This is a genomic window from Actinomadura parmotrematis (assembly GCF_019458805.1).
Classification (GTDB): domain Bacteria; phylum Actinomycetota; class Actinomycetes; order Streptosporangiales; family Streptosporangiaceae; genus Spirillospora; species Spirillospora parmotrematis.
In genome coordinates this window covers 153,042-176,959 of record NZ_JAIBOA010000002.1, presented here as the reverse complement: position 1 = coordinate 176,959, position 23,918 = coordinate 153,042, and the positions used below count along the sequence as shown (strand labels likewise).

The window sequence follows — 23,918 nt, the reverse complement described above, 5'->3', positions numbered from 1 at the left end:
GTCGCCAACGGCGCCCCAAATGCGGTCCTCGCCGAGCGCGGCGGGGCGCCCGCGCGGCGCGGCCTGGCTACGGTCCGGAAACCATGCGAGTCGCAGTCTCGGGCAGGTCCCTGCAACCTCACGCCGGGCAGCCCCACCCCGGCGGCGGGCCGGCCTACGCCGGACCGTTGTACGAGCGGCTCGGCGCGCTCGGCGTGGACGCCGGCGTGCTCGTCCCGCCCATCGTGCGCGGGCCCGCCCGAGCCCTGGCGTACGCGGTCGCCGACGGCCTGGTGTGGCCGCGCCGCTGCCGTATGGACATGCTGCACTATCCCGGTGACACCGGCGCCCTCGTCCCCGCCCGGATCCCGGTGGCCGCGACCGTCCACGGCCTGCCGCCGCGGCGCCCGGCGGGGCCGCGCGGCGCCGCCCGCGAGCGGCTCTGGTACCGGCGGGTCGGCGGCCTCCTCGACGTCGCGGACGCGGTGATCACCGCGTCGGAATTCGCCGCCCGCGAGGTCCACCGGGTGTTCGGGGTGCCCGCCCGCCGCCTGCACCCGATCCCCTACGGCCTCGACGCCGCCCGCTTCCACCCGGGGGCGGGCGGGGACGCCGAGCGGCTCGCGCCGCTCCGCCTGCCGCCGCGCTACGTGCTGTTCCTCGGCGCGCTCGCGCCGCGCAAGAACGTCCCGCTGCTCGTCGAGGCGACCGCCCGGATCGGTGTCCCGCTGGTGGTCGCGGGCCGCCCGGCGCCCGGGGACGGGGCCCTCGCGCGGGTGCTGGACACCGCCCCGCACGTGCGGCGCCTCGGGACGGTGCCCGGCCCGCTCGTCGCGCCGCTGCTGCGGGGCGCCGCGGCGCTCGCGCTGCCGTCCTCGCACGAGGGGTCGGCGCTGCCGGTCCTGGAGGCGATGGCCTGCGGGACGCCCGCGGTCGTCTCCGGCCGGGGCGCGCTGCCCGAGGCCGCCGGGGGAGCGGCCCGGACCGTCCCCGACCTGTCCCTCGGCAGCCTGGTGTTCGCGCTCGGGCAGGTGCTCGGCGACGCCGGCTGCGCCGCCGAGCTGCGCGACGCGGGCCTCCGCCGCGTCCGGGACCTGACGTGGGAGCGCGCCGCCGCGCGCCACCACGAGGTGTTCAGCGGGCTGGTCGGGTGACCGCCGCCCCCGGCGGGGCGGGCGCGGGCAGCAGCACGTCGTAGACGCCCTCGGCGCGGCCGACGGCCTCGTGCAGGTGCCGGGCCGTCTCGGACCAGCGGCCGCGCGCCGCCGCCAGCAGTGCCGTCCCGAGGGGGCGGACGATCGCGCGCGTGCAGGCGTAGCCGCCGTAGTGGCGCCGGTGGACGCGGCCGGTGCCGCGCGCGGCGTGCCGCGCCTCGGCGCGCAGCGCGGCCTCGTCGAGGGCGGCGGGCCGCTCGTGGACGCGGACGCGCGGGTCGTACACGACGGTGGCGCCCCGGCGGAGGCCGCGCAGCAGCAGGTCGGTGCCGGCGCCCGAGTGCCAGGGCGAGCGGCCGCCGGGGCCGAGGTTCTCGTCGAACCCGCCGACCGCCCGCAGGTAGCCGGCGGTGAAGAAGCAGGCCCCGCCGGGCGCGTGCGTCCACACCGTCCGCGCGTCGAGGGGGCGGCGGTCGGGGCCGGCGGCGGGCCGGACGGGCGTCCCGGCGGGGTCCAGCAGGCGGCCGGAGACGGCGTCGCAGCCGCGCGCGACGGCGTCGGCGGCGAGCGCGAACGCGTCCTCGGCGTACCAGGCGCCCTCGTCGGGGAAGACCAGGAGGTCGGGCGTCTCGGGCAGGGTGGCGGTGGCCGTCCCGCCGCCGCGCGCCTCGGCGGCCAGGATCGACTCCAGGACGCGGATCCCCGACGGCCGGGCGTGCGCGGAGCGGTCGTAGAGGCCGAGTTCGGCCAGGCCGTCGTTGCGGGCCGCCGAGACGCTCCCGGCGGACGCGATCCGCCGCACCGGCAGCCGTCCGGCGTGCTCGGCGACGACGGCGGCCGCGTCCGGGCCGGCGGTCCGGTCGGCGACGACGACGGCGGCGGGCGGCGCCGACTGCGCGGCGAGCGACTCCAGCAGGCGCGCCAGCGGGGCGGGCCCGCCGGAGGCGGTGGCGACGACCGCGACGCGCGGCCCGGTGCGGCTTGCGGACGGCATGTGATCATTGTGGGCGGCCGGGCCGGGACGGCGGCGCAGGGCGGAACGCGCGTGTCGTCCGGAAACGCGCGCCCCGCCCCGGCCCCCTCGTGCTCGGGTCAGCCCTTGAGGGCGGCCTCGAACTGGTCGAGCGCCCAGTCCAGGTCCTCGCGGCTGATCACCAGCGGCGGGGCGAGCCGGATCGTCGTCTCGTGCGTCTCCTTGGCCAGCACGCCGAGGTCCTTCAGCCGCTCGCTGACCGGCCGGGCGAGGCTGTGCAGCTCCACGCCCGCCCAGAGGCCGCGCCCGCGCACCTGGCGGACCAGGTCGCCGGGCAGCGCGCCGAGCCGCTCGTGCAGGTGCGCGCCGAGCTCGCGGGAGCGCTCCTGGAACTCGCCGGTCTTCAGGATCGCGATGACCTCGCGGGCGACGGCGCAGGCGAGCGGGTTGCCGCCGAACGTCGAGCCGTGCTGGCCGGGCTGGAACACCCCGAGGACGTCGCGGTCGGCGACGACCGCCGACACCGGCACGATGCCGCCGCCGAGCGCCTTGCCGAGGATGTAGACGTCGGGGACGACGTCCTCGTGCTCGCAGGCGAACGTGGCGCCGGTCCGGCCGAGGCCGGTCTGGATCTCGTCGGCGATCATCAGGACGCCGCGCTCGGTGCACAGGTCGCGGACCTGCCGCAGGAACCCCTCCGGCGGGACGATGACGCCGGCCTCGCCCTGGATCGGCTCGATCAGCACGCCGACGGTGTTCTCGTCGATCGCCTGCGCCAGCGGCCCGATCTCGCCGTAGGGGACGGTGCGGAACCCCGGCGTGTAGGGGCCGTAGGACAGCTTGGCGACCGGGTCGGTGGAGAAGCTCACGATCGTCGTCGTGCGGCCGTGGAAGTTGTGCTCGAAGGTGATGATGTTGGCCTGCCCGTCCGGCACGCCCTTCACCTCGTAGCCCCACTTGCGGGCCGTCTTCAGCGCGGTCTCCACGCCCTCGGCGCCGCTGTTCATCGGCAGCACCATGTCCTTGCCGCACAGCTCGGCGAGCTCGGCGGCGAACGGCCCGAACTCGTCGTGGTCGAACGCGCGGCTGACCAGGGTCACCCGGTCGAGCTGCCGCTTGGCGGCCGCGGTGAGCCGCTCGTTGGCGTGCCCGAAGTTGACCGCCGAGTAGGCGGACAGCATGTCCAGGTACCGGTTCCCCTCGACGTCGGTCACCCAGGCGCCCCGCGCCTCGGCGATCACGATCGGCAGCGGGTGGTAGTTGTGCGCGCTGTGCTCCTCGGACAGGGCCCGCAGCTCGTCGGATCGGGTCACGACTCTCCTTCGCTCGCTCGGCCCGGCCGGGCGGCCGGGAACGCTGGTCGCACCGGCGGGTCCGCCGGTGGCCGAGGGGGGCGTGCGGATCGCGCGGAACCGGTGGGCGGCGATCCATGACCCAGCGTATGTTCGGGTGCAACGAGCAACCAATGACGAAAACCGACTTGGGGGGAGTTGTTTGTTGCGTCTTGACGAACTGGACCGTCGAATCGTTGCGTCGCTCCTGGAGAACGGGCGGGCCTCGTTCGCGCAGATCGGCGCCGAGGTGGGGCTGTCGGCCCCGGCGGTGAAGCGCCGCGTCGACCGGCTGCGCGCCGACCGGGTCATCACCGGGTTCGCCGCCGTGGTGGATCCGGCCGCGCTCGGCTGGACGACCGAGGCGTTCATCGAGATCTACTGCACCGGCGCGACCTCGCCCGAGGAGATCTACTCCAGCATCCGCAAGCATCCCGAGGTCGTCGCCGCCTACACCGTGAGCGGCGACGCGAGCGCCCTCGTGCACGTGCGGGCCCGCGACATCCAGCACCTGGAGCAGGTGCTGGAGCGGCTGCGCCGCGAGGACAACATCACCGCCACCAAGACGGCGATCGTCCTGTCGCGCCTCATCGGCCGCCCGACCGACGCCCCCTCCCCGGCCGCGACCGTGACCGCCTGACCCGTCCGGCCGGGTCAGTTGCCGGTGGCGGGGGCGCCCTGCCAGACGGTGAGCTCCAGCAGCATCGTGGGCGGCGGCCCGCCGTAGCCGATCACGTGGATGAGGCCGACGCGCCCCGCCGCCGTCAGGACGCAGAGCAGGCTGCCCGGCGGGACGTCGTCGCGCCAGGCGCTGGTGAAGTAGCGCGTCTCGCCCGTGCACGCCTGGTAGCCGCCCGCCGTCCCGGGGTCGAGGAGCGCCATGCGGTCGGCCGACAGGAACGAGTGCGCGAAGGTGAAGTCGCCGCGCACGCCGGGCTGGGCGGGCGCGCCGCTGAAGGTCAGCGTCTGCCCGTCGGACAGGTCGATGCGCGGGTAGTGGCCGAGCTGCTGCCCGGGTTGCGGCGCGTTCGGGGCGCCGCCCGGCGCGCCCGTCCCGCCCGGCGGGGACGACGACGGCGGCGGCGGCGCGCTCGACGCCTCGTGCGGGGCGGCCACGCCGTTCCCCTCGCCGCCGCCGTCGCCGATGCCGAACACGAAGTAGGCGACGGCGAGCGCGACGATCACGGCGAGCAGGACGGCCAGCGCGGTCGCGCCCGCGCCGAGCCCGACGAGCCAGCCCGCCGGGCCGGGCGACCGCGCCGCCAGGCCGCCCGGCGGCGGCATCGGCGCCTTCGGGAAGCCGTGCAGGTGCTCGGGGATCTTCGGCTGGTAGGGGGCGGCGTCGGCGTAGGCGGGCAGCCGCCGCATGACGTCCTCGGGCAGCCACGGCCCGGACGCGCCGGCGTTCAGCGGCGCGAGCTCGGCGAGCAGCTCGCGCAGCCCGGGACGGTCGGCGGGGTCCTTGGCGAGGCAGCGGGCGACGAGGTCGCGCAGCTCCTCGGGGCAGCCCTCCAGGTCGGGGTCGCCGTGCCCGACGCGGTCCACCAGGTCGGCGGCGGTGCCGTCGCCGAACGGCGGGCGCCCGGTCGCGGCGAACAGCGCGACGCCGCCGAGCGCGAACACGTCCAGCGGCGGCGCGGGCGGCTCCCCGTCCAGGTGCTCGGGCGCCAGGAAGCGGAGCGCGCCGGGCTCGACGTCGGCGCGGGTGACGCCCGCGGCGGCGGCGGCGCGCGCGATCGACGCGTCGGTGACGTGCGCGCCGTCCTCGGCGAGCAGCACGTTCGACGGCTTCAGGTCGCCGTGCACGATCCCGGCCTCGTGGAACGCCGCCAGGGCCTCGGCGACGCCCGCGACGAGCAGCCGCACCGACGCGACGGGCAGCGGCCCGGTCGCGGCGACGGTGTAGGCCAGCGACGGGCCCGGCACGTGCTCGGCGGCGATCCACGGCGCCGGGTCGTCGGCCCCGGCCGCGACGACGGCGGCGACGCGCGGCCCGCGCACGCGGCCCGCCGCGGCGGCCTCCTGCGCGAGGAGCCGCCGGAACTCGGGGCGGACGGCGAGCTCGGGGCGCGCGAACGTCACCGCGAACCGGCGGTCGTCGCCGAGGCCCGCCAGGTACGCCCGCCCGCCGCTGCCCGCGCCGATCAGGGCGAGCAGCCGGTACGGGCCGGCGGCGCGCGGATCGTCGGGCCGCAGCGGCTCGTAGACCGGGACGGGGGCGGGCATGCGACCTCCATGGGGGGCGGTGGGACATTCCTACCGAAGCACGTCGGCGCTTGTCAGGACTTCGCCGGGTAGTTACCGATCGGTAGGCTGCGGTCATGGACTTCGCGACCGCTGACCTCATCGACGACTTCGGGGACGAGCTGCGCAGCTGCGAGACGCAGTTCCGCGCGTACGGGGGCCGCGCCGCCTTCGCCGGGCCGGTCCGCACGGTGCGCTGCCACCGCGACAACGGCCTGGTGAAGAAGCTGCTCAACACCCCCGGGGAGGGGCACGTGCTGGTGGTGGACGGCGGCGGTTCGCTCGCGTCCGCGCTGATGGGCGACCAGATCGCGGCGGCGGCGGTGGCGAACGGCTGGGCGGGCGTGGTCATCAACGGCGCCGTCCGCGACGTCGCGGTGCTGCGCACCCTGGACCTCGGCGCGAAGGCGCTCGGCTCCAACCCGCGCAAGAGCGCCAAGGACGGCGCGGGCGAGGTCGACGTGACCGTGGAGTTCGGCGGCGCGCAGTTCCGCCCCGGCGACTGGCTGTACGGCGACGAGGACGGCGTCGTCGTCGCGGCGCGCGAGCTGCCGCGCGGCTGAGCCGTCCGAACCGGGCGGGGGTTGCCATACCGGCGGCCCCCGCCTCGTCCATTCCGGCCGTTGATCGGGCCGCGGGGGTCTCCTACGTTTTCGGCATCGTCTGAGACAGGGGAGACATGCGAGCGCACCACGGCCTGGTGGCCGCCGCCGCGATCCTGCTGACCGCAGTCCTCGCGGCGCCCGCCACGGCAGACCCCCGCCCCTCCGCCCCGAAGCCCACCGCGAACCCCTGGCAGATGCGGCACTGGCCGCGGACCCAGCCCTGGCAGCGCGGGCAGGACGCCCGCACCGCGGCCGGACCCCGCGCGATCGACCCGCAGAACTACGAGCTGCCCGACACCATGACCTGGGACGACTACAAGAAGATCCCGGGCACGAACTGGGCCGACCCGGCGGTGAAGGGGTCGGTCCGCAACTTCAAGGGCGCCGTCGTCCTCGTCGATTATCCGAACCAGGACTTCGTCATCACCAAGCCGAAGAACTCCACCATCTTCGGCAACCCGTCGTCGGTCGGCGACGTGCCGCGCGACCAGGTCCCGGCCTTCTACCAGGACTTCCTCAACAAGCCGCAGGACCTGAACCACGGCCACACCCTGCACGAGTACTGGATGGAGGACTCCGGCGGCCGCTACGGCGTGGACCTCACCGGCTACGGCGTCTACCGGATGCCGCACAAGGACCACGAGTACGGCGTCGACGGCTTCCAGCAGGGCACCGGCTGCCCCGCCGGGGACACCTGCAACCGCGACATCCGCGCGGACGCGCGCGCCGCCTGGCTCGCCGACGTCGGCGCCGACGTCGCCGCCCAGTACGACTTCGTGTTCTTCCTGTCGGCCGGCCAGGACGAGTCGTCCACCTGGCAGGAGTTCGGCCAGATGAAGTTCGCCTCGCCCGAGGCCGTCCCCGCCGAATGGGGCCCCGGCGACCCCGCGCTGCCGAACTGGGTGAAGACCCGCTACGTCGACTGGACGTCCTGGCAGGCCGGTTCGACGATCTGGCCGAACGCCGTCACCGGCAGCTCGACGCAGGCCGAGAGCTCGGGCATGGCGGTGTTCGCGCACGAGTTCAGCCACATCCTCGGCATCGGCGACAACTACAACAACCCCTACAGCGTTCCCCCCAGACGCGATTACAACGGCCCGTGGGACATGCTGAGCCGCGGCAGCTTCAACGGGCCGGGCGGCCCGCACAGCCGCTGGACGATCCCGGCGGTGAGCGGCGCGTCCATGGGCTCGCAGCACATGCTGCGCAACAAGCTGAAACTCGGCATCGTCGACCCCGCCAAGGTGCTCCAGCTGACGCGCGACGGGATCGCCTCCTCCGGCGTCGTCGTCGCGACCGTCACCGCCCGCGAGGTCGAGCCGGGGAGCGGCGGCCTCACCGGCGTCAACCTCAAGCTCGGCGACGGCGGCGACAGGAGCCCGGCCTGCGACACCGCCGCCGACCCGATGTGCGACGGCGGGCGGTACGACAACTACACCGTCGAGGTCGTCGACCGGATGGGCTTCGACTCCTTCACGCCCGACTCCGGCGTGCTGCTCGCCAAGACCAAGGACCGCGACAGCGCCCCGTTCATCTGGATCGAGGACGCGAACCCGCAGGACATCGACAAGGTCGACTTCGTCCGCCCCGACGGCACCCCGCAGAAGATGACGATCGGGGACTACCGGCAGCTCGCCGACGGCCTCTTCCACGCCGGCACGAACTCCGGCAGCCAGTACGAGTACGTGGACGAGGCCAACCGCCTGCACTTCTACGTCCTGGACGTCAGGCGCGACCGCAAGGGCGTGCTGTCGTACACGATCGCCGTCCGCTCCCTGGACGGCGCGGGCCCGCAGGCGCGCGGCGTCCGGCTCAGCCCCGGGCTCGCGGTGCCCGCCGGGGGCGGCTGGCGCAAGTGCACGATGGTGCTGCGCAACAGCGGGCAGGCCGGGACCGGCTACGCCGCGTCCGACGTGTACCGGCTCAAGGCGGCGGTGACCGGCCGCGGCTGGACGGCCGTCGTGCCCAACGCCCTCGCCACCGCGAAGGCGGGGCGGCTCACCACCGTCCAGGTGTGGGCGAAGCCCGGCGCGGGCGCGAGCCGCACGGCGCGCCTCGGCCTGACCGCCGCCTCCGAGAGCGACCCGACCAAGACCGCCACCGGCGGCTGCGCCCTGCGCTGAGCCGCGCCGGCGCCCGGACCCCAGCTCCGCTGGGGTCCGGGCGCCGGGACGGCCGCGGCGGCCGCCGGGGTGCGGCGCTCCATCGCCACGCCCACCGCGACCGTCCCGAGCGCGGCGACCGCCATCGCCGCGCCCACCTATGCCACCGACGGGTAGCCGAACCCGGCGGTGAGGGCGATCGCCGCCGACGACGCCACGACCCCGGACAGGCCGATCACCAGCGTCCGGACGGGGCGCGCGTCGGCGATCCGGCCGCCGACCGCGATCCCGGCGAGGGAACCGGCGCCGAACAGCGCGAGCACGGCCGGCACCCACCGCTCGTCCAGGCCCGTCGTGTCCTCCAGCAGCGCGCCGAGGTAGGCGAACGTCGCCATCGTCGAGCTGAACGACAGCGCGGCCGTGCCGTAGGCGGCCCGCAGGCCGGGCCGCGCCATCGCGCGCAGCTCGTCCCCGACGCGCGGCACCGCCTCGCCCTCGGGACGGCCGCCGGGCAGCGTCGCCGCCACGCCCGCGATGGCGAGCAGCGACAGCGCCGCCACCGTCCAGAACGCCGTCCGCCACCCGAGCGACTGCCCGAGCAGCGTCCCGGCGGGCACGCCGAGGACGGTCGCGACGGTGACGCCGCCGATGACGACCGCCATCGCCCGCCCGCGCAGGTGCGCGGGCACGAGCCCGACGGCGGCGACCCCGGCGACGCCGAAGAACCCCGCGCTCGCCGCCGCCCCGACCAGGCGCGTCGCCATCAGGAACCCGTAGTCGGAGGTGAGGGCGCCCGCGACGTGCGCGGCGGCGACGACGGCGAGGAAGGCGACCAGCGCCGTCCGCCGCGCCCACCGCAGCGGGGCGAGCGCCAGCGCCGGCGCGCCCACGACCATGCCGGCCGCGTAGCCGGAGATGAGCAGGCCCGCCGCCGGGACGGACACGCCGAGATCGGCGGACAGGCCGGGCAGCAGCCCGGCGAGCATGAACTCCGACGTGCCCTGCGCGAAGATCGCGAACCCGAGCAGGTGGACGGCCAGGGGCATGGGGGGCTCCTCCATTTTGGATCGTCCGGTTCAAAACGTGGGCATGGTGAAGCGCGGCCGTTCCCGGCCCGGTTCAGAACAGGTGCAGCGCGCTCCTCGCGACGGCGTCCAGCTCGCCCGCCCGCCTGCCGCGCTCGAACGCCGCCCGCAGGGCCTCCAGGCGCCACAGGTAGTCGCGGTGCAGGACCGCCGCGACCTCCGGGTCGCGGGCGCGAGCTCGATGCCGGTGTTGACGACCAGGCAGCCGAGGTGCTCGCCGCCGCTCTCCTCCTCGACCAGCCGGGCGAGCATCGTCGCGACCTTCTCCCGGACGGGCGCGTCGCCGTCCATCAGCTCGGCGGTGGCGGCGTTGCGCTCGTCCATTTGACATCCTCTGCGCCCTAAAGGACGGAGATTCCCTCCACGCTGCGCGTGGAATACGCAACATCCGGGTGGGTTACCGCTTCGTTGCGTGCCGCCAGGACGGGTCCCGGTCTTATGTGCGCTCCACGGTCGTTTAGCTCTCCGCCTGTCCGGCGGCGAGCACGTTGATGGCGGCGTTGACGTCCCGGTCGTGGACGGCTCCGCAAGAGCAGGTCCACGACCGGACACCCAGAGCCGTCTTCTCGTTGATCCGGCCACACTGCGAGCACATGCGGGTAGAGGGGAAGAACCGGTCCACCCGGTGAAAGGTGCGCCCGTAGCGGGCGGCCTTGTACTCCAACATGCCGGTGAAGGACGTCCAGCCTGCATCATGCACGCTCTTGGCCAGGCGGGTCCGGGCCAGGCCGGTGACGCACAGGTCCTCGACGTACACCGCTTGGTTGTCGCGGATGATCTGTGTCGAGAGCTTGTGCTGCCAGTCCCGCCGCGCATCGGCCACCTGCGCATGCGCCCGCGCCACTTTCACGGCGGCCTTCTTACGGTTGTTGCTGCCCCGCTGCTTGCGGGACAGGGCCTGTTGCAGCCGCTTGAGCCTGTGGGCCGCCCGCCGCAGGAACTTCGGCGCCGTGATCTTGGTGCCGTCCGAGAGGACCGCGAAGTGGGTCGGCCCCAGGTCGATGCCGACCTCGGCGTCGACCGGCGGCAACGCCTCATCGTCGCTGGTCTGCACGACGATGAGGCGACGTACCGGCCCGCCGCGTCCCGGATGACGGCCACACTGGAGGGCTCCGACGGCAGCTCCCGCGACCAGCGCACGTCCAGGTCGTCGATCTTGGGCAGCCGCAGCCGTCCGTTGCCCAGGATTTTGAAGCGGCTGTTGCGGGTGAAGCGGATGGCCTGCCGGTTGTCCTTGCGTGACCGGAACCGCGGCGGGGCGACCTTGCGGTTCTTGCGCTTCCCGGTAATCGAGGCGAAGAAGTTGCGGTAGGCGGCATTGAGGTCGGTCAGGGCCTGCTGGAGCACCACCGCCGACACCTCGCCCAGCCACGCCCGCTCCGGTGTGGCCTTGGCCTGGGTGATGACCCGCTTGGACAGCTCGGCGTCCGAGACGTACGCCAAGCCCTGCTCGTGGGCTTGGCGTCGCAGCCGCAGTCCGTCGTTGAACACCACCCGCGCGCACCCGAACGCCCGCGCCAACGTGACCCGCTGACCGGGCCTGGGGTAGACGCGGAACTGGTAGCGGAGCTGCACGGAAGTGACTTCACCGTGTCTTCATGTGACCGAGCTGGTAGATGTCCGTACCGGTAAGAACCGTGTTCTCGCCAGGGACGTCCACGTGGTCTCCATGACCAAGTTCCGGCGCGTGGTGTTCGCCGGCCGGCACCTGGCCCGCACGGGGACGATCACGCGGGATGTGCGCGCCGACCTTCGAGGCCGAGCCGGCCGAGTTCAACGGCGAGAACGACCATCCCCACCCGCCGGCCGACTTCCCGCCCAAGGCGGCGGCCAGGTCGGCCGGCTCCCTCAAGGACATCTCCTCGCGCCGCCCCCGGCAGGAACTCCCCGACCAGGTACGCCATTACTACCGGACCGACAAGCTCTGGTCGGGCTCGTCCATCGCGGGCTCCGCCGGTGGGGCATCGCCGGGCGTCGTCCATCGGTACATCCAGCAACAGAACCGTTCCGGTCAAAGCGCCGCTCGGGCCTGGCGGCCCTCCCGGCGCGCGCCCTCACCCCTGGCCTGAAGGCCGGAGCACCGGCCCGCATCCCGGTAGCGGCGGAGCGCCCGCAGGAACAGCTCGCGCTTGCCGGCGAAGGCGTTGTAGAGGCTGCTCCGCCCGACGCCGGTCACCGCGCAGAGGTCCTCGGTGGAGGTCGCTTCGTACCCGGCGGTCCAGAACGCGCTCAACGGCCCGGCCCTCGTCGAACGCCCGTGGTCGTGCCATGCCTGCACCGCGATACGTTCTAGATAATTCAGTCCAAAACGGTGGCGGGCCGTAGGATCGGCACCGATGATCACAGTGACCGACGTGCGGACCGTCGCTCGCGGGCTGCCCCGCAGTAGCGAGCACTTGATCCGCGACCGGGTGAAGTTCCGCGTCGGCCCGATCGTCTACGCCGCGTTCTCCGCCGACGAGACCATCCTCGGGTTCGCGTTCCCGCGCGAGGAGCGCGCCGCGCTCGTCGCGAGCGAGCCCGCCAAGTTCCACCTGCCGCGCGAGTCCGACCTGCGGTTCAACTGGGTGCACGCCTGGACCGCCGCGCTGGAGCCGGACGAGGCGCGCGAGCTGGTCGTCGAGGCGTGGCGGATGTGCGTCCCGAAGAAGGTGTCGGCGACCGTCCCCTGACTCCGGCTCAGAGTGCGCAACCGCCCTCGCCCGGCATCCGCTGGACGCGCGACGGAACCCACACGCGGGTGACTCCCGGCTCGACGCTGCCGAGCACGCAGTCGAGCGGGCCGTCACCCTCGTGCGGGCCGAGCAGCCGCACCCGCACCGCGTCCCCCGACCGCCGCACCTCGCGGCGGATCCGCGCGTCCATCCGCAGCCCGCCGACGGCGGCGCGGACCTTCGCCTCGTCCACGGCGCCCCCGCGCGGCACCTTCGGCAGCGCCCTGCGCAACGCCTCCACGGGCAGCTCCGGGGCGGGCGGCAGCGGCGCGTAGGTGATCGGCGGGGTGCGGGGGCAGGGCACCTCGTCCGGGGCGCGGTCGTACTCGGCGCGCGGGCCGAAGCGCAGCTCGAAGCAGCGCTTCACGGCGACCGGCTGCGGATCGGCCCAGCCCTGCGACGCGGTGCCCGCCAGGCGGATCACCACCCGCACGTCGCCGGTGCCGGACGCCCGCATCACTTCCACGTCCCGGACCCGCGCGGTCCGCCGGCCCGCCTCCTCGGCCGTGACGGCCGCGGAGTCGTAGACGATGTGCGCGACGAGCGCGGCGCGGTCGGCCGCCCGGTCCGCCGCCCGCCCCTCGGGGGAGGCGCAGCCCGCGGCGGCGAGGACGGCGGCGACGATGACGGTCTTCCGGTGCATGGCGGCCATCCTGCGCGGCGCGCCGGGCCGCCGGCATCCGCTCGGATACTCAGATCGGCTCAGGGGCGCGGTACCAGCGTCACCGCGACCGGCCGGTGGTCGGACGCCCGCACGTCCGGGGCGACCGCGTCCCGCCCCGCCAGGCCGGGCGTGACGAGGACGTGGTCGATCTGCTGGACGGGCCGCGCCACCGCCGGGGAGGTGAACAGCGGCCGGGCCGGGGCGAGCGCGTCGGTGAGCCCGGCGCCGAGCAGCACCGTCCACGGCGGCTCGCCCGGCTGCAGGTTGAGGTCCCCGGCCAGCACCACCTGGCGGCCTCCCGCCGCGGCCTCCCGCACGATCCCGGCGAGCTGCCGGGCCTGCCCGAGATCGGACCAGCCATCCGGCGGCTGCGTGTGCGTGGCGACGACCGTGAGGATCCGGCCCTGCCAGACCAGGTCGACCGACAGCGCCTGCGCGCCCGTCGGGCCGCCCTTCACCAGCGGCGCGTTCCGCGACCGCACGACCGGCAGGTCCGTCAGCAGCGCGTCGCCCCACACCTCGTCCCCGGCGGGCGCCCACACCGCCCGCCGGAACCCGAGCCGCTCGCGGAGCAGCTCCAGGTTGTCGCGGGCGCCGTTCAGCAGCCACGCCCGGTCCACCTCGCTGAGCACGACGACGTGCGGGCGCAGGGCGCGCAGCGCGTCCGCCTGCGCCGCCACCGACATCGTCCCGTTCATGCCGTAGCCCATGCGGACGTTGTAGGCGGCGACGCGGAGACCGCCCGGCGCGGGCGTCCACCCCGGCGCGTCCCCGCGCCAGAGCGGCACCGCCGCGACCGCCGCGACCGTGACGAGCGCGGCCCCGGCCACGGCGGCGCCCGCCTTCACCTCCCGCGCACCGCGCCGCACGGGGACCAGCACCAGCAGCGCGGCGACGACCGGCACCCACCGGTTGGGGACGCCCAGGTCGTAGGCGGAGTAGTAGGCGAAGACCAGCAGCACGAACAGCAGCCATCCGCCCGCCATCGCCAGTCCGCGCCGACCCGGGCGGCCGTCGCCGGGCGCGCCCGCCGCCCAGCCGAGGCAGCCCGCGAGCGCGAGTTGCCCGACGACCTGCGCGGCGACCGTCCACGCGGGGGAGACCCCGTGGATCCCGTCCTCGGTCGCCCGCCCGAACGCGAACCCGAGCGCCGACAGCACCAGCAGCACGGCGGGCACCGCCGGATGCCGCGTCCAGAACCGGGGCCGCGCCGCGACCGCGACCGACAGGACCGCCGCCACCGCGACCCACCCCGCCCACACGCCGCTCGCCTGCGCGTGCGCGGCGTTCCCGGCGTACAGGCCCCACAGCAGCACGGCGGGACCGGCCGCCAGCCACATGCCCGGCCTCCCCGGTCCGGCGTCGGGCCGCGCCCGCACCGCCGCCACCAGGAACAGCGCCGCGTACGCCACGACCGGCACCCACGGCAGCCATCCGCCCCGCCACACCAGATCGACGCCCTCCAGCGCCGCGTGCACGGCCGTGGACGCCGCCAGCCCGCCGACGAACCCGACCATCGCGGGCGCCGCGGCGCCGTCCATGGCCGTCCCGACCAGCCACACGAGCCCGCCGAGCAGCCCGACACTCGCCGCGTAGAGCTGCAGATCGCCGCCGTCCGCCCCTTGCAGAACGAGCCGCGCCGCAACCAGCACCCCCGCACCCGCGAGCGCCGCCCACCGGGCCGGAACGGCGCGGGCGAGCGGCACCACCAGCAGCGGCACGACGAACCAGACCAGCGCGTAGGCGCCCATCTGCTCGGCGGGCGTCTCGCCGGCGCGGCCGAACAGGGTGATGAGCGAGGGCAGGAAGACGCGCAGCACGTCCGCCAGCACCACGACCCCGGCGAGCACATCGAACCGCAGCCGCATCCCGCATCCTCCCCGCACGCCGACGTGAAGGATTCTCACGTGTGTGAGCGGCGTCACGCAAGCCCCGGCCGGGCGGCGCCCACCCCGACGCGAACGGCCCGGCATCCCCACGGGAGCCGGGCCGTTCGCGCGAGACCTCAGGACGCCTTCACGGCCCTCACCAGGGACGCCAGCGACACCCGGTCCACCACCAGGTGACCGGCCTCGGGGGCCTTGCTGTCGCGGACCCCCACGGACACCCCGAGGTCCGCCAGCTCGACGCAGTCCGCACCGTCGTGGCCGGAGTGGCTCGACTTGCGCCACCCGATCAGCCGATCTTCCATCGTTCCTCCGCCGTCTGCCGGATGAGCGCCCCCGACATGTCCGCAGGAAGCGCGTACGTCGCCAACTCCGTGAACCGCTCGTTGAGCATCTCAAGATCAGACCGGCCGTCCAGGATCTGCCCGTGCGGTTCGGCCTCAGCGTACGCGACCTCCTCCCCGCCGGGAAGGCGCGCCAGGACGAAGGCGCCCAAGTGGCCAGGGTGGGGCGAACCGTCCGGAAGAACCTGGATCGCCACTCGGGAGGAGATGGAATCCGCGAGGTGCAGAAGCTGCGCGTACATGATCTCCGGCGAGCCGACCCGGTGCCACAGGATGTGCTCGGGAACCAGGTACACGATCCGAGGCGGTGTCTCCCGGGTCAGGACATCCCGCCGCCGCATACGGGCTTCGACCTTGCCCACGTCCCCGTACAACTGGGTTTCCGCATACTCGCGGATCTGGAACAGGCCCCAGACGGCGAGGGGCTGAAAGGCGCGAAGCAGCTCCGCTCGGCCTTCCCGCTGCGGCCACTGGACGAAGTGATCGGGGAAGGCGGGCGCCCGCCCGTCGAACAGCCCGACATGCAACCGGGTCAGCGCCCCACCCGTGCTGAGGGCGCCGTCCGTCAGTTCGGCGAACACCAGGTCGCAGCCCACGAGACCGCGCTCGATCTCGGAGATCGTGGACGCGCCGAACGGGATCATGTCGGCCAGACCTCGCAGGCTCAGCTCCGCGGCCTCCCGGTGGAACCTCACCTCGGATCCGAACAGGTGGCGGGGACCGGCGTTGGGAGTGAGCTTGTGCGGGAGCATCGGCGCCTCCGGGGGTGTGCGGGCCGTGTTCGGGATGTCTCTGCGCGCTGTCTGAACGATTCCGGGAGGAACTACAAAACGTTCCCGGACGACGACTCTGTGTCGTCAATCATCCCTCGAAAGCGCACTCTCGGCCAGAGGAGCAGCCGAAACGGAGGGGCCATGCACGCCGAGGTGATCGTGTCCAAGGTGGAAGAGCTGGCCGGGGCCCGCGCGGCGGCGGCCGTCTGGGCCGAGAAGGTCGGGGCCGACGCCGACCAGGTGAAGGTGATCGTCTCGGAGCTAGCCGGCAACGCTTTGATCCACACCAACAGCACGGCCGTCACCGTCCGCGCCTACGTCGCGGACCGGGGGCCGGTCCTGGAGGTGTGGGACGAGTCCGAGACACTCCCCGTGATCCACCGCTTCGACGACCCCGACGCCACGAGCGGCCGCGGCCTGGCCATGGTGCAGATCATCGCCCGCACCCTGAGCTGGCGCCCGGTATCAACCGGCGGCAAATGCGTCACCGCCGTCCTCCGCGCCTAACAGCACCGCCCAGCGACAACAACCAACGAACGAGCCCCACCCCTGAACAGGCGAGGCACGCGCGGCACGCCCCCACCCCGCTCGCCAACGACCTGCCCGCAGCGCCGCAGCCCCCTCGACAGCCTCCACGAAGGCCCACAACACCGCCACGGGCGGCCCCGCGTTTAACCGGTAAGGCACCACGCCCCACGCCCGCCTAGTCCACCTGAGCGGCCCGGCCAAACCGGCCTACGCCCGCGCCCTGCCGTCCCTCACACCCCTGATCGCCGACGCCTGCCCCTGAACGCCACCCTCGGCCTGCCCAACACCCTCCTGACGGACATCGCCAAAGGCCACCACGACCTCCCCGTCCCCACCGTCCGCGCCGGACACCTCTGCGAAAAGGAGCTCGCCCTCGTCGCGTCCCCAGCCTGAACCAGCACCGACCCGCAGCAGGCACTCCTGATCGCCTACGCCGACGACCTGCCGACCGTCCGCCGCCACTGGCCCCCGTCGGCACCCGCCTGCCCCGCCGCCGTCATCCCCGACCCACAGGGCATCCACATCGCCGTCCTACCCCGCTATCTCCGCGCCGGGAGCCTCACTGCGCGCCGACCCCGAACACCCACCCCTCAACACGCTCTACCTGGCCCTCCGCCCAGACCCCAGCCCGAGGCAGCCATTATCGTCTACACCCGCCTACTAACAGCAGCCCAAAACCTAGTGATCCACCCGATCAGTTTGATCACGGTCGGCGCGTTGTATTGTTTATCCAATTTTCTGAAGTTGCTTCTCCAAAAGTTCACCAGCTTTCTTTTCGATATCGCTTCCAGATTCCTTCGCAGGTCTTCGGGCCGCGTATACGCTATGGATGATGAGATTTCCATTGATGACGTAATCGTACGCTAGGTGGTAGACGTTGAACTTGGTGGATGAAGGTGGCAGGGTTTGTTTTTCCGTTCCGCTGATGTGCCGCCACCCGTGAATCGTGTTACTGCTTGATGTCCATGTATCGTCATGCGGGAGGAGTGAATACTTCTCCTTGTATTTCTTGGCCGGGATATGCTTCTTCGGGGGGCATTTTTCGACTTTTTCTTGGATGCTGGAAAACGCCTTCGTTGCCGATTCGGCGTCTTTGAAGCGTGCAATGAGTTGTATGTACTGAACCTGACCGCTCCCCTTGTCCGGGTTAACGAACTGGCGGGTCAATATATCCGGCGACCCTGGCAACTTCAGGCCGGAAAGCGAGCACAGGGCAACCTGCTGCTCTTTGAAGGGATCGAGAGCGACGCCGATTTCCTTGACGTCCGACTTTATCTCTTTCGCTTTTATTAGGCCAGTTTTTATTTGCTGTACTGTGTAGGCGGGGGGAGGGGGTGGTGGGGACTGGGGCACGGACGGAGAAGGTGAAGGGCTTGAGGTGGTTTTCTTGTCGGCGCCACAGCCGGCGAGGGAGATGGTAATAATCAGGCAGGCTGCGAATGGCTTCTTCAATTCTCTGACCCCGTGTCTCGTTTTTAATTTCCGTTGTTGGTCTGGATCTCGCTCACCACCAGAGGGGTCTGTGCGGATATCGCGGTGAGATCGTCCAGTACTCCTCCAGCCGCATCACAGTCGGCCCCCTGGCATGTCCAAGACACCGCCCAGGTGATGGACGCGGTGATCTTGTACGTACCGCTCGGTTCCTTTGCAGACGAGCGTTTATAAACGTATGAGCAGCCTCCGGACTTACTGCCGCCACTGTTGCAGGTGATGCTGGTCTCTCCAAGTTGCCAGAGAACCGATTTTGGCGTCGCCACTGCTTGGACCGTTTGTGCGCCGACTGTTATGGGCGGTGTTTCGACTTGGACAAAGCCATCAACCCATAGCGAGGTCCTGAGGCGCACGTAGGTCTTTCCTTGTGGAGACGTATGCACCTGAGGGAGGGGAAGCTGAGCCGATGAGCGGGCTTGCATGGCTAGGTCGATCGTTGCCGGCGCCGCCGGAGCAGGGGGAGGATCGTCCTGGTTGAGAATGGGAAGAAGCGCACCATTTGAACCGTCCAGAGTTCCGGTGCCACCACCGCCGCCGCCGGATCCGCCACCTGTGCCGCCGCCTCCGCCGGAAGTCGAACCGCCGCCACTTTCCACGGAGCAGTTCAGGGCGGCACATGGAGCCGCGTTCGCAGAAAATGTAAAGAGGGCTGGAATCAGCACGATCGAAGCTACGGCAGCGGATCGCCTGACAATGGAAGGCATGGTGCGGCGGAGCGTGGAATGCATAGGGACGGTTCCTTTTCTGTGTACCGTCGATAAGGTGGCGCGGGGTGTTGAATAGGGCTCAACATTTTTTGTCTCTGATGGCATCGGAGACTTTCCAAACACCCGCTGTGTAACGGACGGCCGCCCTATAGGCGAAGGAAGTTCCAGGACCGCCGCCGGTGCGTTTGCCTGTTTTCGCCGAGTAGCGGTAACTGGCAAGTGTGCGTAGGCAATCGGAGATGAAAACCGAGTCTCCGGTCTTGTTGCGGGCGTAGACACGGGGGTTGGAGACGTTCGTGAAGCGCCAGATCTCGCCCTTGGTCTTGGTGCGCTGGACGTCCTTGGTGACCTTGGTCAGCAGGGGGTCCATGGCGACGGCGTCGAGGCCCGTGGGGTCGTTGCGTTCGTAGACCTTCTGGTACATCGACTGGTAGGCGCGGTAGGCGTCCAGGACGGCCTTGTTGACCTGGGCGACGGGGGCCGTCGGGGGGACGGCGGCGGTCGTTCGGGTCGGGGCGTTGGTCATGGCACTGTCGGGGGAGGGGGCCGGGGCGGCGGAGGCGTCCTGGTTCACGGTGCCGCTCGGGCTGAAGGCGCCGCCGGAGGGGTGCTGGGAGCCGCAGGCGGCCGCGGTGAGGGCGGCGGGGGCCAGGACCAGGACGGTGCAGAGCAGGGCCGTTCGCGGGCTCGTGCGTCCTCCGTCAGTGCGGGGACGTACCGGCCGGACGCGCATCGCCATCCCTGATTCGTTCAGTCGACAACGGGGCTGAGCACGCGCGAAAGCTTACAGAGAGGGGTGTTGTGAGAAAAGACATTCGTTGCGGAAAGGTTTCCACCGGTACGGCCCGGTGATCGCTGGCGGTTTGCGGGGTTCTGGGAGCAGCGCAGGTCAGCCGCGGGGTGCGTACATGATGACGGCGACGCCGGCGAGGCAGACGGCGGCGCCCGCGAGGTCGAAACGGTCGGGCCGGTAGCCGTCGGCGACCATGGCCCAGACGAGGGAGCCGGCGACGAACACGCCGCCGTAGGCCGCCAGGATGCGGCCGAAGTGGGCGTCGGGCTGGAGGGTCGCGACGAAGCCGTACAGGCCGAGCGCGACGACGCCGGCGCCCGCCCAGGCGGCGCCGCGGTGCTCGCGGACGCCCTGCCAGACGAGCCAGGCGCCGCCGATCTCGGCGACGGCGGCGAGGGCGAACAGCAGCAGGGAGCGGGCGACGGTCATGGCGTGCGACGTTAGCGGACGGGTTGACCTCCAGCGGGCTTGAGGTTGCAGGCTCGTCCGCAGGTGAAGGGAGGCGCGGCGTGCGTGCTGTGTGGTTGAGGGAGTTCGGCGGCCCCGAGGTGCTGCGCGTCGGGGACGCGCCCGATCCGGTGCCCGGGGACGGGCAGGTGCTGGTGGAGGTCGCTTACGCGAACATCACGTTCGTGGAGACGCAGTTCCGGTCGGGCAGGCCGGGCCCGTTCAAGGCCGAGCTGCCCATCATCCCCGGCAACGGCGTCGGCGGGACGGTGGTGCAGGGGGACGCCGCGCTGTTGGGCAGGCGCGTCATCAGCGCGACGGGCGGTTCCGGCGGTTACGCCGAGCTCGCCGCCGTGGACGCCGCCGGTCTGTTCGAGGTGCCGGACGGGATGGCGCTGGACGACGCCGTGGCGCTGCTCGCCGACGGGCGGACCGCGACGATGATGCTGCGGGCCGCCGAGGTCGCCGCGGGGGAGCGGGTGCTCGTCGAGGCGGCGGCGGGCGGGGTCGGGTCGCTGCTCGTGCAGCTCGCCAAGGGGCGCGGCGCGCACGTCGTGGCGGCGGCCGGAGGCGGCCGCAAGCTGGACGTGGCGCGCGGTCTCGGCGCGGACGAGGTGGTCGACTACCGCGAGGACGGGTGGGCGGAGAAGGTCGGGCTCGTGGACGTGGTGTTCGACGGTGTCGGCGGCGAGGTGGGCCGGGCCGCCTTCGGGCGGCTGCGCGGCGGCGGCCGGATGGTCTCCTACGGCCTCGCGTCCGGTCAGTGGGCGGGCATTGACGAGGCGGAGGCCGAGGGACGCGGCGTCCGGCTGGTGTCCGCGCGGCCGACGTCGCAGCTCGTCAGGGACGCGACCGAGAGCGTGCTCGCCGAAGCCGCCGCCGGGCGCGTCCGGCCCGTCATCGGCCAGCGTTTCCCTCTGGAGCGCGCCGCCGACGCGCATGCCGCGATCGAGCGGCGCGCCACCATCGGCAAGACGCTGCTGGAGGTAAGGCCCGAGGGTTAGGCGGGCGCGACGCGGCTGAGGAAGGACGCGAGGGCCCGCTCGTATACGGCCGGGTCCACGTTCCACGCCTCGGTGTGGTCGGCGCGTGCCGCGAGGTGCGTGACGAGGCCGGCGGGCGCGCGCCGCGCGAATTCCAGGGCGGGCCGGTTGTCGACCGTTCCGTCCTCGGTGGCGGTGTACAGCAGCACCGGCACCTTCAGCGAGGACGCGTAGCGCGTCTGGTCCCACTCGCGCAGCGAGATGCCGATGCGCCATTCCAGCGTCCGTTCGGCGACCGCGGTGACGAAGGACGGCAGGCCGCGCGCGGCGGCCTGCTTGTCCAGCGTCGCGTCCCAGTCCATGACCGGCGAGTCCAGGACGACGCCGCGCACCAGGGACGGTTCGGCGCGCAGCGTCCGCAGCGCCATCGCCCCGCCCATCGACCACCCGTACAGGACGACGCCGGTCGCCCCGTGCGCACGCGCGTACGCGACGGCCGCGCGGACGTCGTGCCATTCGGTGTCGCCGAGGTGGTTCTTGCCATCGGGGGAGGCGGGCGCGCCCTCGTCGTTGCGGTAGGCGATCGACAGCATCGGCAGGCCCGCCGCGTGCACGGTCCGCATGGCCCGCATCGTCTCGGCCTTGTCGGCGTTGTGGCCGTGGACGGCGACGACCCAGGTGCGTCCGGCGGCGGGCAGGTACCAGGCGGGCATGGCCCCGTTCTCGGTCGGATACGTCACGGCCGTGTACGAGAGCCCGAGCGCGTCCGGCCCGGAGCCGGACCACACCCAGTGGTCGATGGTCGCCCGCGTGCCCGGGGCCGGCGGCGTCCCCGACGCGACGGCGCGGGTGACGGAATCGCGCGCGGTCGCGGTGACGGCGCCGAGCACCGCGTGCCCGCCCGGCCACGACAGGCCCCAGGTGCCCGGACGCGCGGTGGTCGCGGTCCGCGGGAGGGTGACGGTGCCCGGCGCGGACGCCCGCACGGTGAGGTCGTAGTCGGAGGTGTGCGACACCTCGGTGGCGACGCCGGAGAAGTACCAGCCGATCCCCGCCGTCGCCGAGACCGCCAGGAGCACGGCGGCGAGGGCGCTGAAAAGGGCGAGACGCCGGGTCCGGGTGCTCATGCACCGACGCTAGAGGACGGCGCGGCGTGGTGGGGACGCGCGGCGGGCCGGAGCGCGGCGCGTCCCGGATACGCTGCGAAGCGGCGCGAGGGGAGGCGTGCGTGGCGGGACAGGACCGGATCGCCGAGCTGGAGGAGCGGATCGTCGGGCTGGTGCGGGAGAACGGCCCGCCCGGCTGGCGGCGCCTCGCGCTGCGCTGCCTGGCGACGGTCGCCGAGTCCAGGCTCGCGCTGACCGCGCTCACCGACGACGACCGCATCATCACCGCCGACACGCCGCCCGGCGGCCTCGCCGAGCTGCTCGGCGACCTGCGGCGCGCCCAGTACATCTCCGAGCAGGGCACCTGGTTCTCGGCGACGTTCCTGGTCGAGCACGGCACCGCGCAGCCCTACTACAACTACGACGTCGACCCGCTCTGGGATCCGCCGCCGTCGCCCGACGTGTGGACGCGCGACCAGATCGTGCTGCCCCGCGACGGCGCGCACGTCCCCGAGTGGCTGCGCGAGCGCCAGGCGGGCCGCGAGCCGTCCTACCCCGGGGAGGGCGTGGACGAGGGCGCCGAGCCCCTCGACGCCGCGCAGCAGATGGAGGTGCTGACGCACCGGCTGCCGCTGCTGGCCGCCGACCAGGCGCCGCCGCTCTGGCGCAAGATCGTCGGCTTCTACCAGGCGTGCGGCGGCCACGTGGAGTTCCCGCCGCCGCTCGCCTACCTCGCCGACGGCGGCACCGTCGACTGGACGCCGCCGCCCGCCTTCGGGCTGCTGCTGGACCGGCTGCGCGCCGCGCAGGGCGGCGCCTGGTCGCGGATGGACTTCGAGATCCTCTACGACGAGGGCGCGGTGCGCTGCCGCGCGTCCTACACCCGCGACGCCGGGCCGCCCTGGAACCGGCCGCCGGTCGCCGCCGACGTGCGGCGCGAGCTGGAGCGCTTCCCGCGCCCGGACCCGCCGGAGTGGATGGCGGCGATCCTGCGCCGCGCCGACGGCACCGCCGAGGGTCCCGCGCCCGCCGGGCCCGCGCCGCGCGCCGAGGGCGTCCGGCGGGCGCGCGTGTTCGACCACGTCGGCCCGGACGGCGACGACCCGTCGGTGACGCGGCCCGCCGTCCCCGACGAGGAGGTCCGCAAAGTCCTGGACTACCTGTGGAGCGCGCCGGTCGTCCTCGTCGCCCGCTCCACCGGCCCCGACCAGATGGACCCGGGGCGCGGCGACCTGGTGCCGCTCACCGTCCGCACGGACGGCCGCTGGACGTGGACGGGCGCGGTCGCCTACTACCTCGCCGAGCACGGCGTGCCGCCCGAACCCGACCTGGTGGAGCACATCCGCGCGAACGGCCACACCGTCCCGGAGGTGTCCGAGGAGGCGATGGCCGCCGCGATCGCCGCCGCCACCGGCCGTGCCGAGCCGCCGCGCCTCCGCACCGACTGGCCGGCCCGCGCCGTGCAGCGCCTCGCCGACCTCGGCGTGGACGAGGCCGCCTACAGCGTCGGCGCGACCGCGGACGGCGCCTGGTGCCTGGTCGCCGAGGACGGCCGCTGGGCGGTGTTCAAGCAGGCGGGCGGGGAGCGGTTCAAGGAGGTCGTCTTCGACGCCCCCGACGACGCCGCCGCGCACCTCGTCGGCCGCTGCCTGCTGACGCCCGCGCGGCGCCGCCTCATCGCGCCGCTGGCGGGCGAGCCGCCCGCGACGCTGTTCCGGGGCGCCCGCGAGGTGGAGGTGCCCGTCGGGACGGTCGTGGACCGCCACGGCGAGCCCGACGGGAACGTCGCCTACGCCGAGCACACGCCGTTCGAGCGGAGGTCGCTGCCGCCCGAGTGGAAGGACCGGCCCCGCCGGGCGTACCGGCTGCGGCGGCCCGTCCGCGCGGTCACCGGGACGGCCGTGCCGTGGTTCGGGCAGCCGGGCGGCGGCGTCGCCTACATTTTCGCCCGCTCGTTCAACGAGCTGCTGCACGACGGGTCGGTCGTCGAGACGGGCTGACGGCGCGCC

26 protein-coding genes and 1 pseudogene are annotated in these 23,918 nt (G+C 73.3%); 9 read left to right on the top strand and 18 right to left on the bottom strand.

The window, feature by feature from the left end:
* The first annotated feature begins 83 nt into the window (after positions 1-83).
* Positions 84-1,133, top strand: coding sequence for a glycosyltransferase (locus K1Y72_RS03685; RefSeq protein ID WP_220163221.1), 1,050 nt, complete (start codon positions 84-86; stop codon positions 1,131-1,133).
* On the opposite strand, the gene K1Y72_RS03680 is transcribed toward K1Y72_RS03685, so the two are convergent.
* Together K1Y72_RS03680 and rocD are read right to left on the bottom strand one after the other, a co-directional pair.
* Entirely contained in the window at positions 1,114-2,127 is a 1,014-nt protein-coding gene (locus tag K1Y72_RS03680) for a glycosyltransferase family 2 protein (protein ID WP_220163219.1), read from the bottom strand. The two genes, K1Y72_RS03685 and K1Y72_RS03680, sit on opposite strands and share 20 nt — an antisense overlap.
* Before the next feature lie 98 nt (positions 2,128-2,225).
* A complete protein-coding gene (gene rocD / locus K1Y72_RS03675; protein WP_220163217.1) occupies positions 2,226-3,419 on the bottom strand; it encodes an ornithine--oxo-acid transaminase in 1,194 nt (397 codons plus the stop codon).
* A 184-nt stretch (positions 3,420-3,603) separates the two neighbouring features.
* Between rocD and K1Y72_RS03670 the strand changes: the two genes are divergently transcribed.
* Complete coding sequence (locus tag K1Y72_RS03670; protein WP_220163215.1) at positions 3,604-4,077, top strand: Lrp/AsnC family transcriptional regulator; 474 nt, start codon at positions 3,604-3,606, stop codon at positions 4,075-4,077.
* A 14-nt stretch (positions 4,078-4,091) separates the two neighbouring features.
* Here the strand turns inward: K1Y72_RS03670 and K1Y72_RS03665 are convergent, their stop codons facing one another.
* The gene (locus tag K1Y72_RS03665) at positions 4,092-5,663 is read right to left on the bottom strand and encodes a serine/threonine-protein kinase (RefSeq protein ID WP_220163213.1); all 1,572 of its coding nucleotides are present in this window, start codon (positions 5,661-5,663) and stop codon (positions 4,092-4,094) included.
* Positions 5,664-5,758: 95 nt separating this feature from the next.
* Here K1Y72_RS03665 and rraA point away from each other — a divergent pair, with 95 nt between their 5' ends.
* Positions 5,759-6,244: a ribonuclease E activity regulator RraA gene (gene rraA / locus K1Y72_RS03660; protein ID WP_220163211.1), complete on the top strand. Its 486-nt coding sequence runs from the start codon at positions 5,759-5,761 to the stop codon at positions 6,242-6,244.
* Positions 6,245-6,360: 116 nt separating this feature from the next.
* Complete coding sequence (locus K1Y72_RS03655; protein WP_220163209.1) at positions 6,361-8,409, top strand: M6 family metalloprotease domain-containing protein; 2,049 nt, start codon at positions 6,361-6,363, stop codon at positions 8,407-8,409.
* A 137-nt stretch (positions 8,410-8,546) separates the two neighbouring features.
* Here K1Y72_RS03655 and K1Y72_RS03650 read toward each other — a convergent pair whose 3' ends face one another.
* The 5 genes and pseudogenes from K1Y72_RS03650 to K1Y72_RS03635 form a co-directional block, all read right to left on the bottom strand.
* Positions 8,547-9,434 carry an MFS transporter gene (locus tag K1Y72_RS03650; protein ID WP_220163207.1) on the bottom strand — a complete coding sequence of 296 codons (888 nt, stop codon included), beginning with the start codon at positions 9,432-9,434 and terminating at the stop codon, positions 8,547-8,549.
* A gap of 30 nt (positions 9,435-9,464) precedes the next feature.
* The gene (locus K1Y72_RS03645; protein ID WP_220163205.1) at positions 9,465-9,797 is read right to left on the bottom strand and encodes a hypothetical protein; all 333 of its coding nucleotides are present in this window, start codon (positions 9,795-9,797) and stop codon (positions 9,465-9,467) included.
* 133 nt (positions 9,798-9,930) lie between these two features.
* Positions 9,931-10,527, bottom strand: a complete 597-nt coding sequence (locus K1Y72_RS36965; protein ID WP_308286869.1) for an RNA-guided endonuclease InsQ/TnpB family protein — start codon at positions 10,525-10,527, stop codon at positions 9,931-9,933.
* Positions 10,528-10,976: 449 nt separating this feature from the next.
* Positions 10,977-11,048: pseudogene (locus K1Y72_RS36960) on the bottom strand (helix-turn-helix domain-containing protein); the annotation flags it as partial.
* 10 nt (positions 11,049-11,058) lie between these two features.
* Positions 11,059-11,325 carry a hypothetical protein gene (locus K1Y72_RS03635; protein WP_220163695.1) on the bottom strand — a complete coding sequence of 89 codons (267 nt, stop codon included), beginning with the start codon at positions 11,323-11,325 and terminating at the stop codon, positions 11,059-11,061.
* Between K1Y72_RS03635 and K1Y72_RS37530 the strand changes: the two genes are divergently transcribed.
* Positions 11,210-11,542 carry a transposase gene (locus K1Y72_RS37530; RefSeq protein ID WP_220163203.1) on the top strand — a complete coding sequence of 111 codons (333 nt, stop codon included), beginning with the start codon at positions 11,210-11,212 and terminating at the stop codon, positions 11,540-11,542. The two genes, K1Y72_RS03635 and K1Y72_RS37530, sit on opposite strands and share 116 nt — an antisense overlap.
* Here the strand turns inward: K1Y72_RS37530 and K1Y72_RS03625 are convergent.
* Positions 11,485-11,706 (bottom strand): TetR/AcrR family transcriptional regulator, encoded by a 222-nt coding sequence (locus tag K1Y72_RS03625; protein ID WP_258571869.1) that lies wholly within the window; start codon positions 11,704-11,706, stop codon positions 11,485-11,487. The two genes, K1Y72_RS37530 and K1Y72_RS03625, sit on opposite strands and share 58 nt — an antisense overlap.
* 103 nt (positions 11,707-11,809) lie before the next feature.
* Between K1Y72_RS03625 and K1Y72_RS03620 the strand changes: the two genes are divergently transcribed.
* On the top strand, positions 11,810-12,145 hold the full coding sequence (locus K1Y72_RS03620; RefSeq protein ID WP_220163201.1) for an MmcQ/YjbR family DNA-binding protein: 336 nt from the start codon (positions 11,810-11,812) through the stop codon (positions 12,143-12,145).
* Positions 12,146-12,152: 7 nt separating this feature from the next.
* Here the strand turns inward: K1Y72_RS03620 and K1Y72_RS03615 are convergent, their stop codons facing one another.
* The 4 genes from K1Y72_RS03615 to K1Y72_RS03600 form a co-directional block, all read right to left on the bottom strand.
* On the bottom strand, positions 12,153-12,830 hold the full coding sequence (locus K1Y72_RS03615; protein ID WP_220163199.1) for a hypothetical protein: 678 nt from the start codon (positions 12,828-12,830) through the stop codon (positions 12,153-12,155).
* A 59-nt stretch (positions 12,831-12,889) separates the two neighbouring features.
* Entirely contained in the window at positions 12,890-14,719 is a 1,830-nt protein-coding gene (locus K1Y72_RS03610; protein ID WP_220163197.1) for an endonuclease/exonuclease/phosphatase family protein, read from the bottom strand.
* A gap of 137 nt (positions 14,720-14,856) precedes the next feature.
* On the bottom strand, positions 14,857-15,042 hold the full coding sequence (locus K1Y72_RS03605; protein WP_220163195.1) for a DUF397 domain-containing protein: 186 nt from the start codon (positions 15,040-15,042) through the stop codon (positions 14,857-14,859).
* Entirely contained in the window at positions 15,027-15,833 is an 807-nt protein-coding gene (locus tag K1Y72_RS03600; protein ID WP_220163194.1) for a helix-turn-helix domain-containing protein, read from the bottom strand. The genes K1Y72_RS03605 and K1Y72_RS03600 overlap by 16 nt, the downstream gene beginning before the upstream one ends.
* Positions 15,834-15,995: 162 nt before the next feature.
* On the opposite strand from K1Y72_RS03600, the gene K1Y72_RS03595 reads away from it, so the two are divergent.
* Positions 15,996-16,361 (top strand): ATP-binding protein, encoded by a 366-nt coding sequence (locus tag K1Y72_RS03595; protein ID WP_220163192.1) that lies wholly within the window; start codon positions 15,996-15,998, stop codon positions 16,359-16,361.
* 747 nt (positions 16,362-17,108) lie between these two features.
* On the opposite strand, the gene K1Y72_RS03590 is transcribed toward K1Y72_RS03595, so the two are convergent.
* The 4 genes from K1Y72_RS03590 to K1Y72_RS03575 form a co-directional block, all read right to left on the bottom strand.
* Entirely contained in the window at positions 17,109-17,834 is a 726-nt protein-coding gene (locus K1Y72_RS03590) for a hypothetical protein (protein ID WP_220163190.1), read from the bottom strand.
* 23 nt (positions 17,835-17,857) lie between these two features.
* A complete protein-coding gene (locus tag K1Y72_RS03585) occupies positions 17,858-18,601 on the bottom strand; it encodes a hypothetical protein (RefSeq protein WP_220163188.1) in 744 nt (247 codons plus the stop codon).
* A gap of 58 nt (positions 18,602-18,659) precedes the next feature.
* Positions 18,660-19,319 carry a hypothetical protein gene (locus K1Y72_RS03580; RefSeq protein ID WP_220163186.1) on the bottom strand — a complete coding sequence of 220 codons (660 nt, stop codon included), beginning with the start codon at positions 19,317-19,319 and terminating at the stop codon, positions 18,660-18,662.
* Positions 19,320-19,469: 150 nt separating this feature from the next.
* Positions 19,470-19,802: a YnfA family protein gene (locus tag K1Y72_RS03575; RefSeq protein ID WP_220163184.1), complete on the bottom strand. Its 333-nt coding sequence runs from the start codon at positions 19,800-19,802 to the stop codon at positions 19,470-19,472.
* An 80-nt stretch (positions 19,803-19,882) separates the two neighbouring features.
* Here K1Y72_RS03575 and K1Y72_RS03570 point away from each other — a divergent pair, with 80 nt between their 5' ends.
* Positions 19,883-20,824, top strand: a complete 942-nt coding sequence (locus tag K1Y72_RS03570; RefSeq protein ID WP_220163182.1) for a zinc-binding dehydrogenase — start codon at positions 19,883-19,885, stop codon at positions 20,822-20,824.
* Here the strand turns inward: K1Y72_RS03570 and K1Y72_RS03565 are convergent.
* Positions 20,821-21,930 (bottom strand): alpha/beta hydrolase family protein, encoded by a 1,110-nt coding sequence (locus K1Y72_RS03565; RefSeq protein WP_220163180.1) that lies wholly within the window; start codon positions 21,928-21,930, stop codon positions 20,821-20,823. The genes K1Y72_RS03570 and K1Y72_RS03565 overlap by 4 nt on opposite strands.
* Positions 21,931-22,031: 101 nt before the next feature.
* Between K1Y72_RS03565 and K1Y72_RS03560 the strand changes: the two genes are divergently transcribed.
* Complete coding sequence (locus tag K1Y72_RS03560; protein ID WP_308286868.1) at positions 22,032-23,909, top strand: TNT domain-containing protein; 1,878 nt, start codon at positions 22,032-22,034, stop codon at positions 23,907-23,909.
* Positions 23,910-23,918 lie beyond the last annotated feature (9 nt).

What these genes read in the sequence shown, in the direction of transcription:
- rraA (WP_220163211.1), top strand. Translation starts at nt 5,759, where the DNA reads ATGGACTTCGCGACCGCTGACCTCATCGACGACTTCGGGGACGAGCTG.
- K1Y72_RS03580 (WP_220163186.1), bottom strand. Translation starts at nt 19,319, where the DNA reads ATGGCGATGCGCGTCCGGCCGGTACGTCCCCGCACTGACGGAGGACGC.
- K1Y72_RS03665 (WP_220163213.1), bottom strand. Translation starts at nt 5,663, where the DNA reads ATGCCCGCCCCCGTCCCGGTCTACGAGCCGCTGCGGCCCGACGATCCG.
- K1Y72_RS37530 (WP_220163203.1), top strand. Translation starts at nt 11,210, where the DNA reads ATGTGCGCGCCGACCTTCGAGGCCGAGCCGGCCGAGTTCAACGGCGAG.
- K1Y72_RS03655 (WP_220163209.1), top strand. Translation starts at nt 6,361, where the DNA reads ATGCGAGCGCACCACGGCCTGGTGGCCGCCGCCGCGATCCTGCTGACC.
- K1Y72_RS03685 (WP_220163221.1), top strand. Translation starts at nt 84, where the DNA reads ATGCGAGTCGCAGTCTCGGGCAGGTCCCTGCAACCTCACGCCGGGCAG.
- K1Y72_RS03605 (WP_220163195.1), bottom strand. Translation starts at nt 15,042, where the DNA reads ATGGAAGATCGGCTGATCGGGTGGCGCAAGTCGAGCCACTCCGGCCAC.
- K1Y72_RS03585 (WP_220163188.1), bottom strand. Translation starts at nt 18,601, where the DNA reads ATGCATTCCACGCTCCGCCGCACCATGCCTTCCATTGTCAGGCGATCC.
- K1Y72_RS03575 (WP_220163184.1), bottom strand. Translation starts at nt 19,802, where the DNA reads ATGACCGTCGCCCGCTCCCTGCTGCTGTTCGCCCTCGCCGCCGTCGCC.
- K1Y72_RS03610 (WP_220163197.1), bottom strand. Translation starts at nt 14,719, where the DNA reads ATGCGGCTGCGGTTCGATGTGCTCGCCGGGGTCGTGGTGCTGGCGGAC.
- K1Y72_RS03615 (WP_220163199.1), bottom strand. Translation starts at nt 12,830, where the DNA reads ATGCACCGGAAGACCGTCATCGTCGCCGCCGTCCTCGCCGCCGCGGGC.
- K1Y72_RS03620 (WP_220163201.1), top strand. Translation starts at nt 11,810, where the DNA reads ATGATCACAGTGACCGACGTGCGGACCGTCGCTCGCGGGCTGCCCCGC.
- K1Y72_RS03680 (WP_220163219.1), bottom strand. Translation starts at nt 2,127, where the DNA reads ATGCCGTCCGCAAGCCGCACCGGGCCGCGCGTCGCGGTCGTCGCCACC.
- K1Y72_RS03565 (WP_220163180.1), bottom strand. Translation starts at nt 21,930, where the DNA reads ATGAGCACCCGGACCCGGCGTCTCGCCCTTTTCAGCGCCCTCGCCGCC.
- K1Y72_RS03595 (WP_220163192.1), top strand. Translation starts at nt 15,996, where the DNA reads ATGCACGCCGAGGTGATCGTGTCCAAGGTGGAAGAGCTGGCCGGGGCC.
- K1Y72_RS03650 (WP_220163207.1), bottom strand. Translation starts at nt 9,434, where the DNA reads ATGCCCCTGGCCGTCCACCTGCTCGGGTTCGCGATCTTCGCGCAGGGC.
- K1Y72_RS03645 (WP_220163205.1), bottom strand. Translation starts at nt 9,797, where the DNA reads ATGGACGAGCGCAACGCCGCCACCGCCGAGCTGATGGACGGCGACGCG.
- K1Y72_RS03600 (WP_220163194.1), bottom strand. Translation starts at nt 15,833, where the DNA reads ATGCTCCCGCACAAGCTCACTCCCAACGCCGGTCCCCGCCACCTGTTC.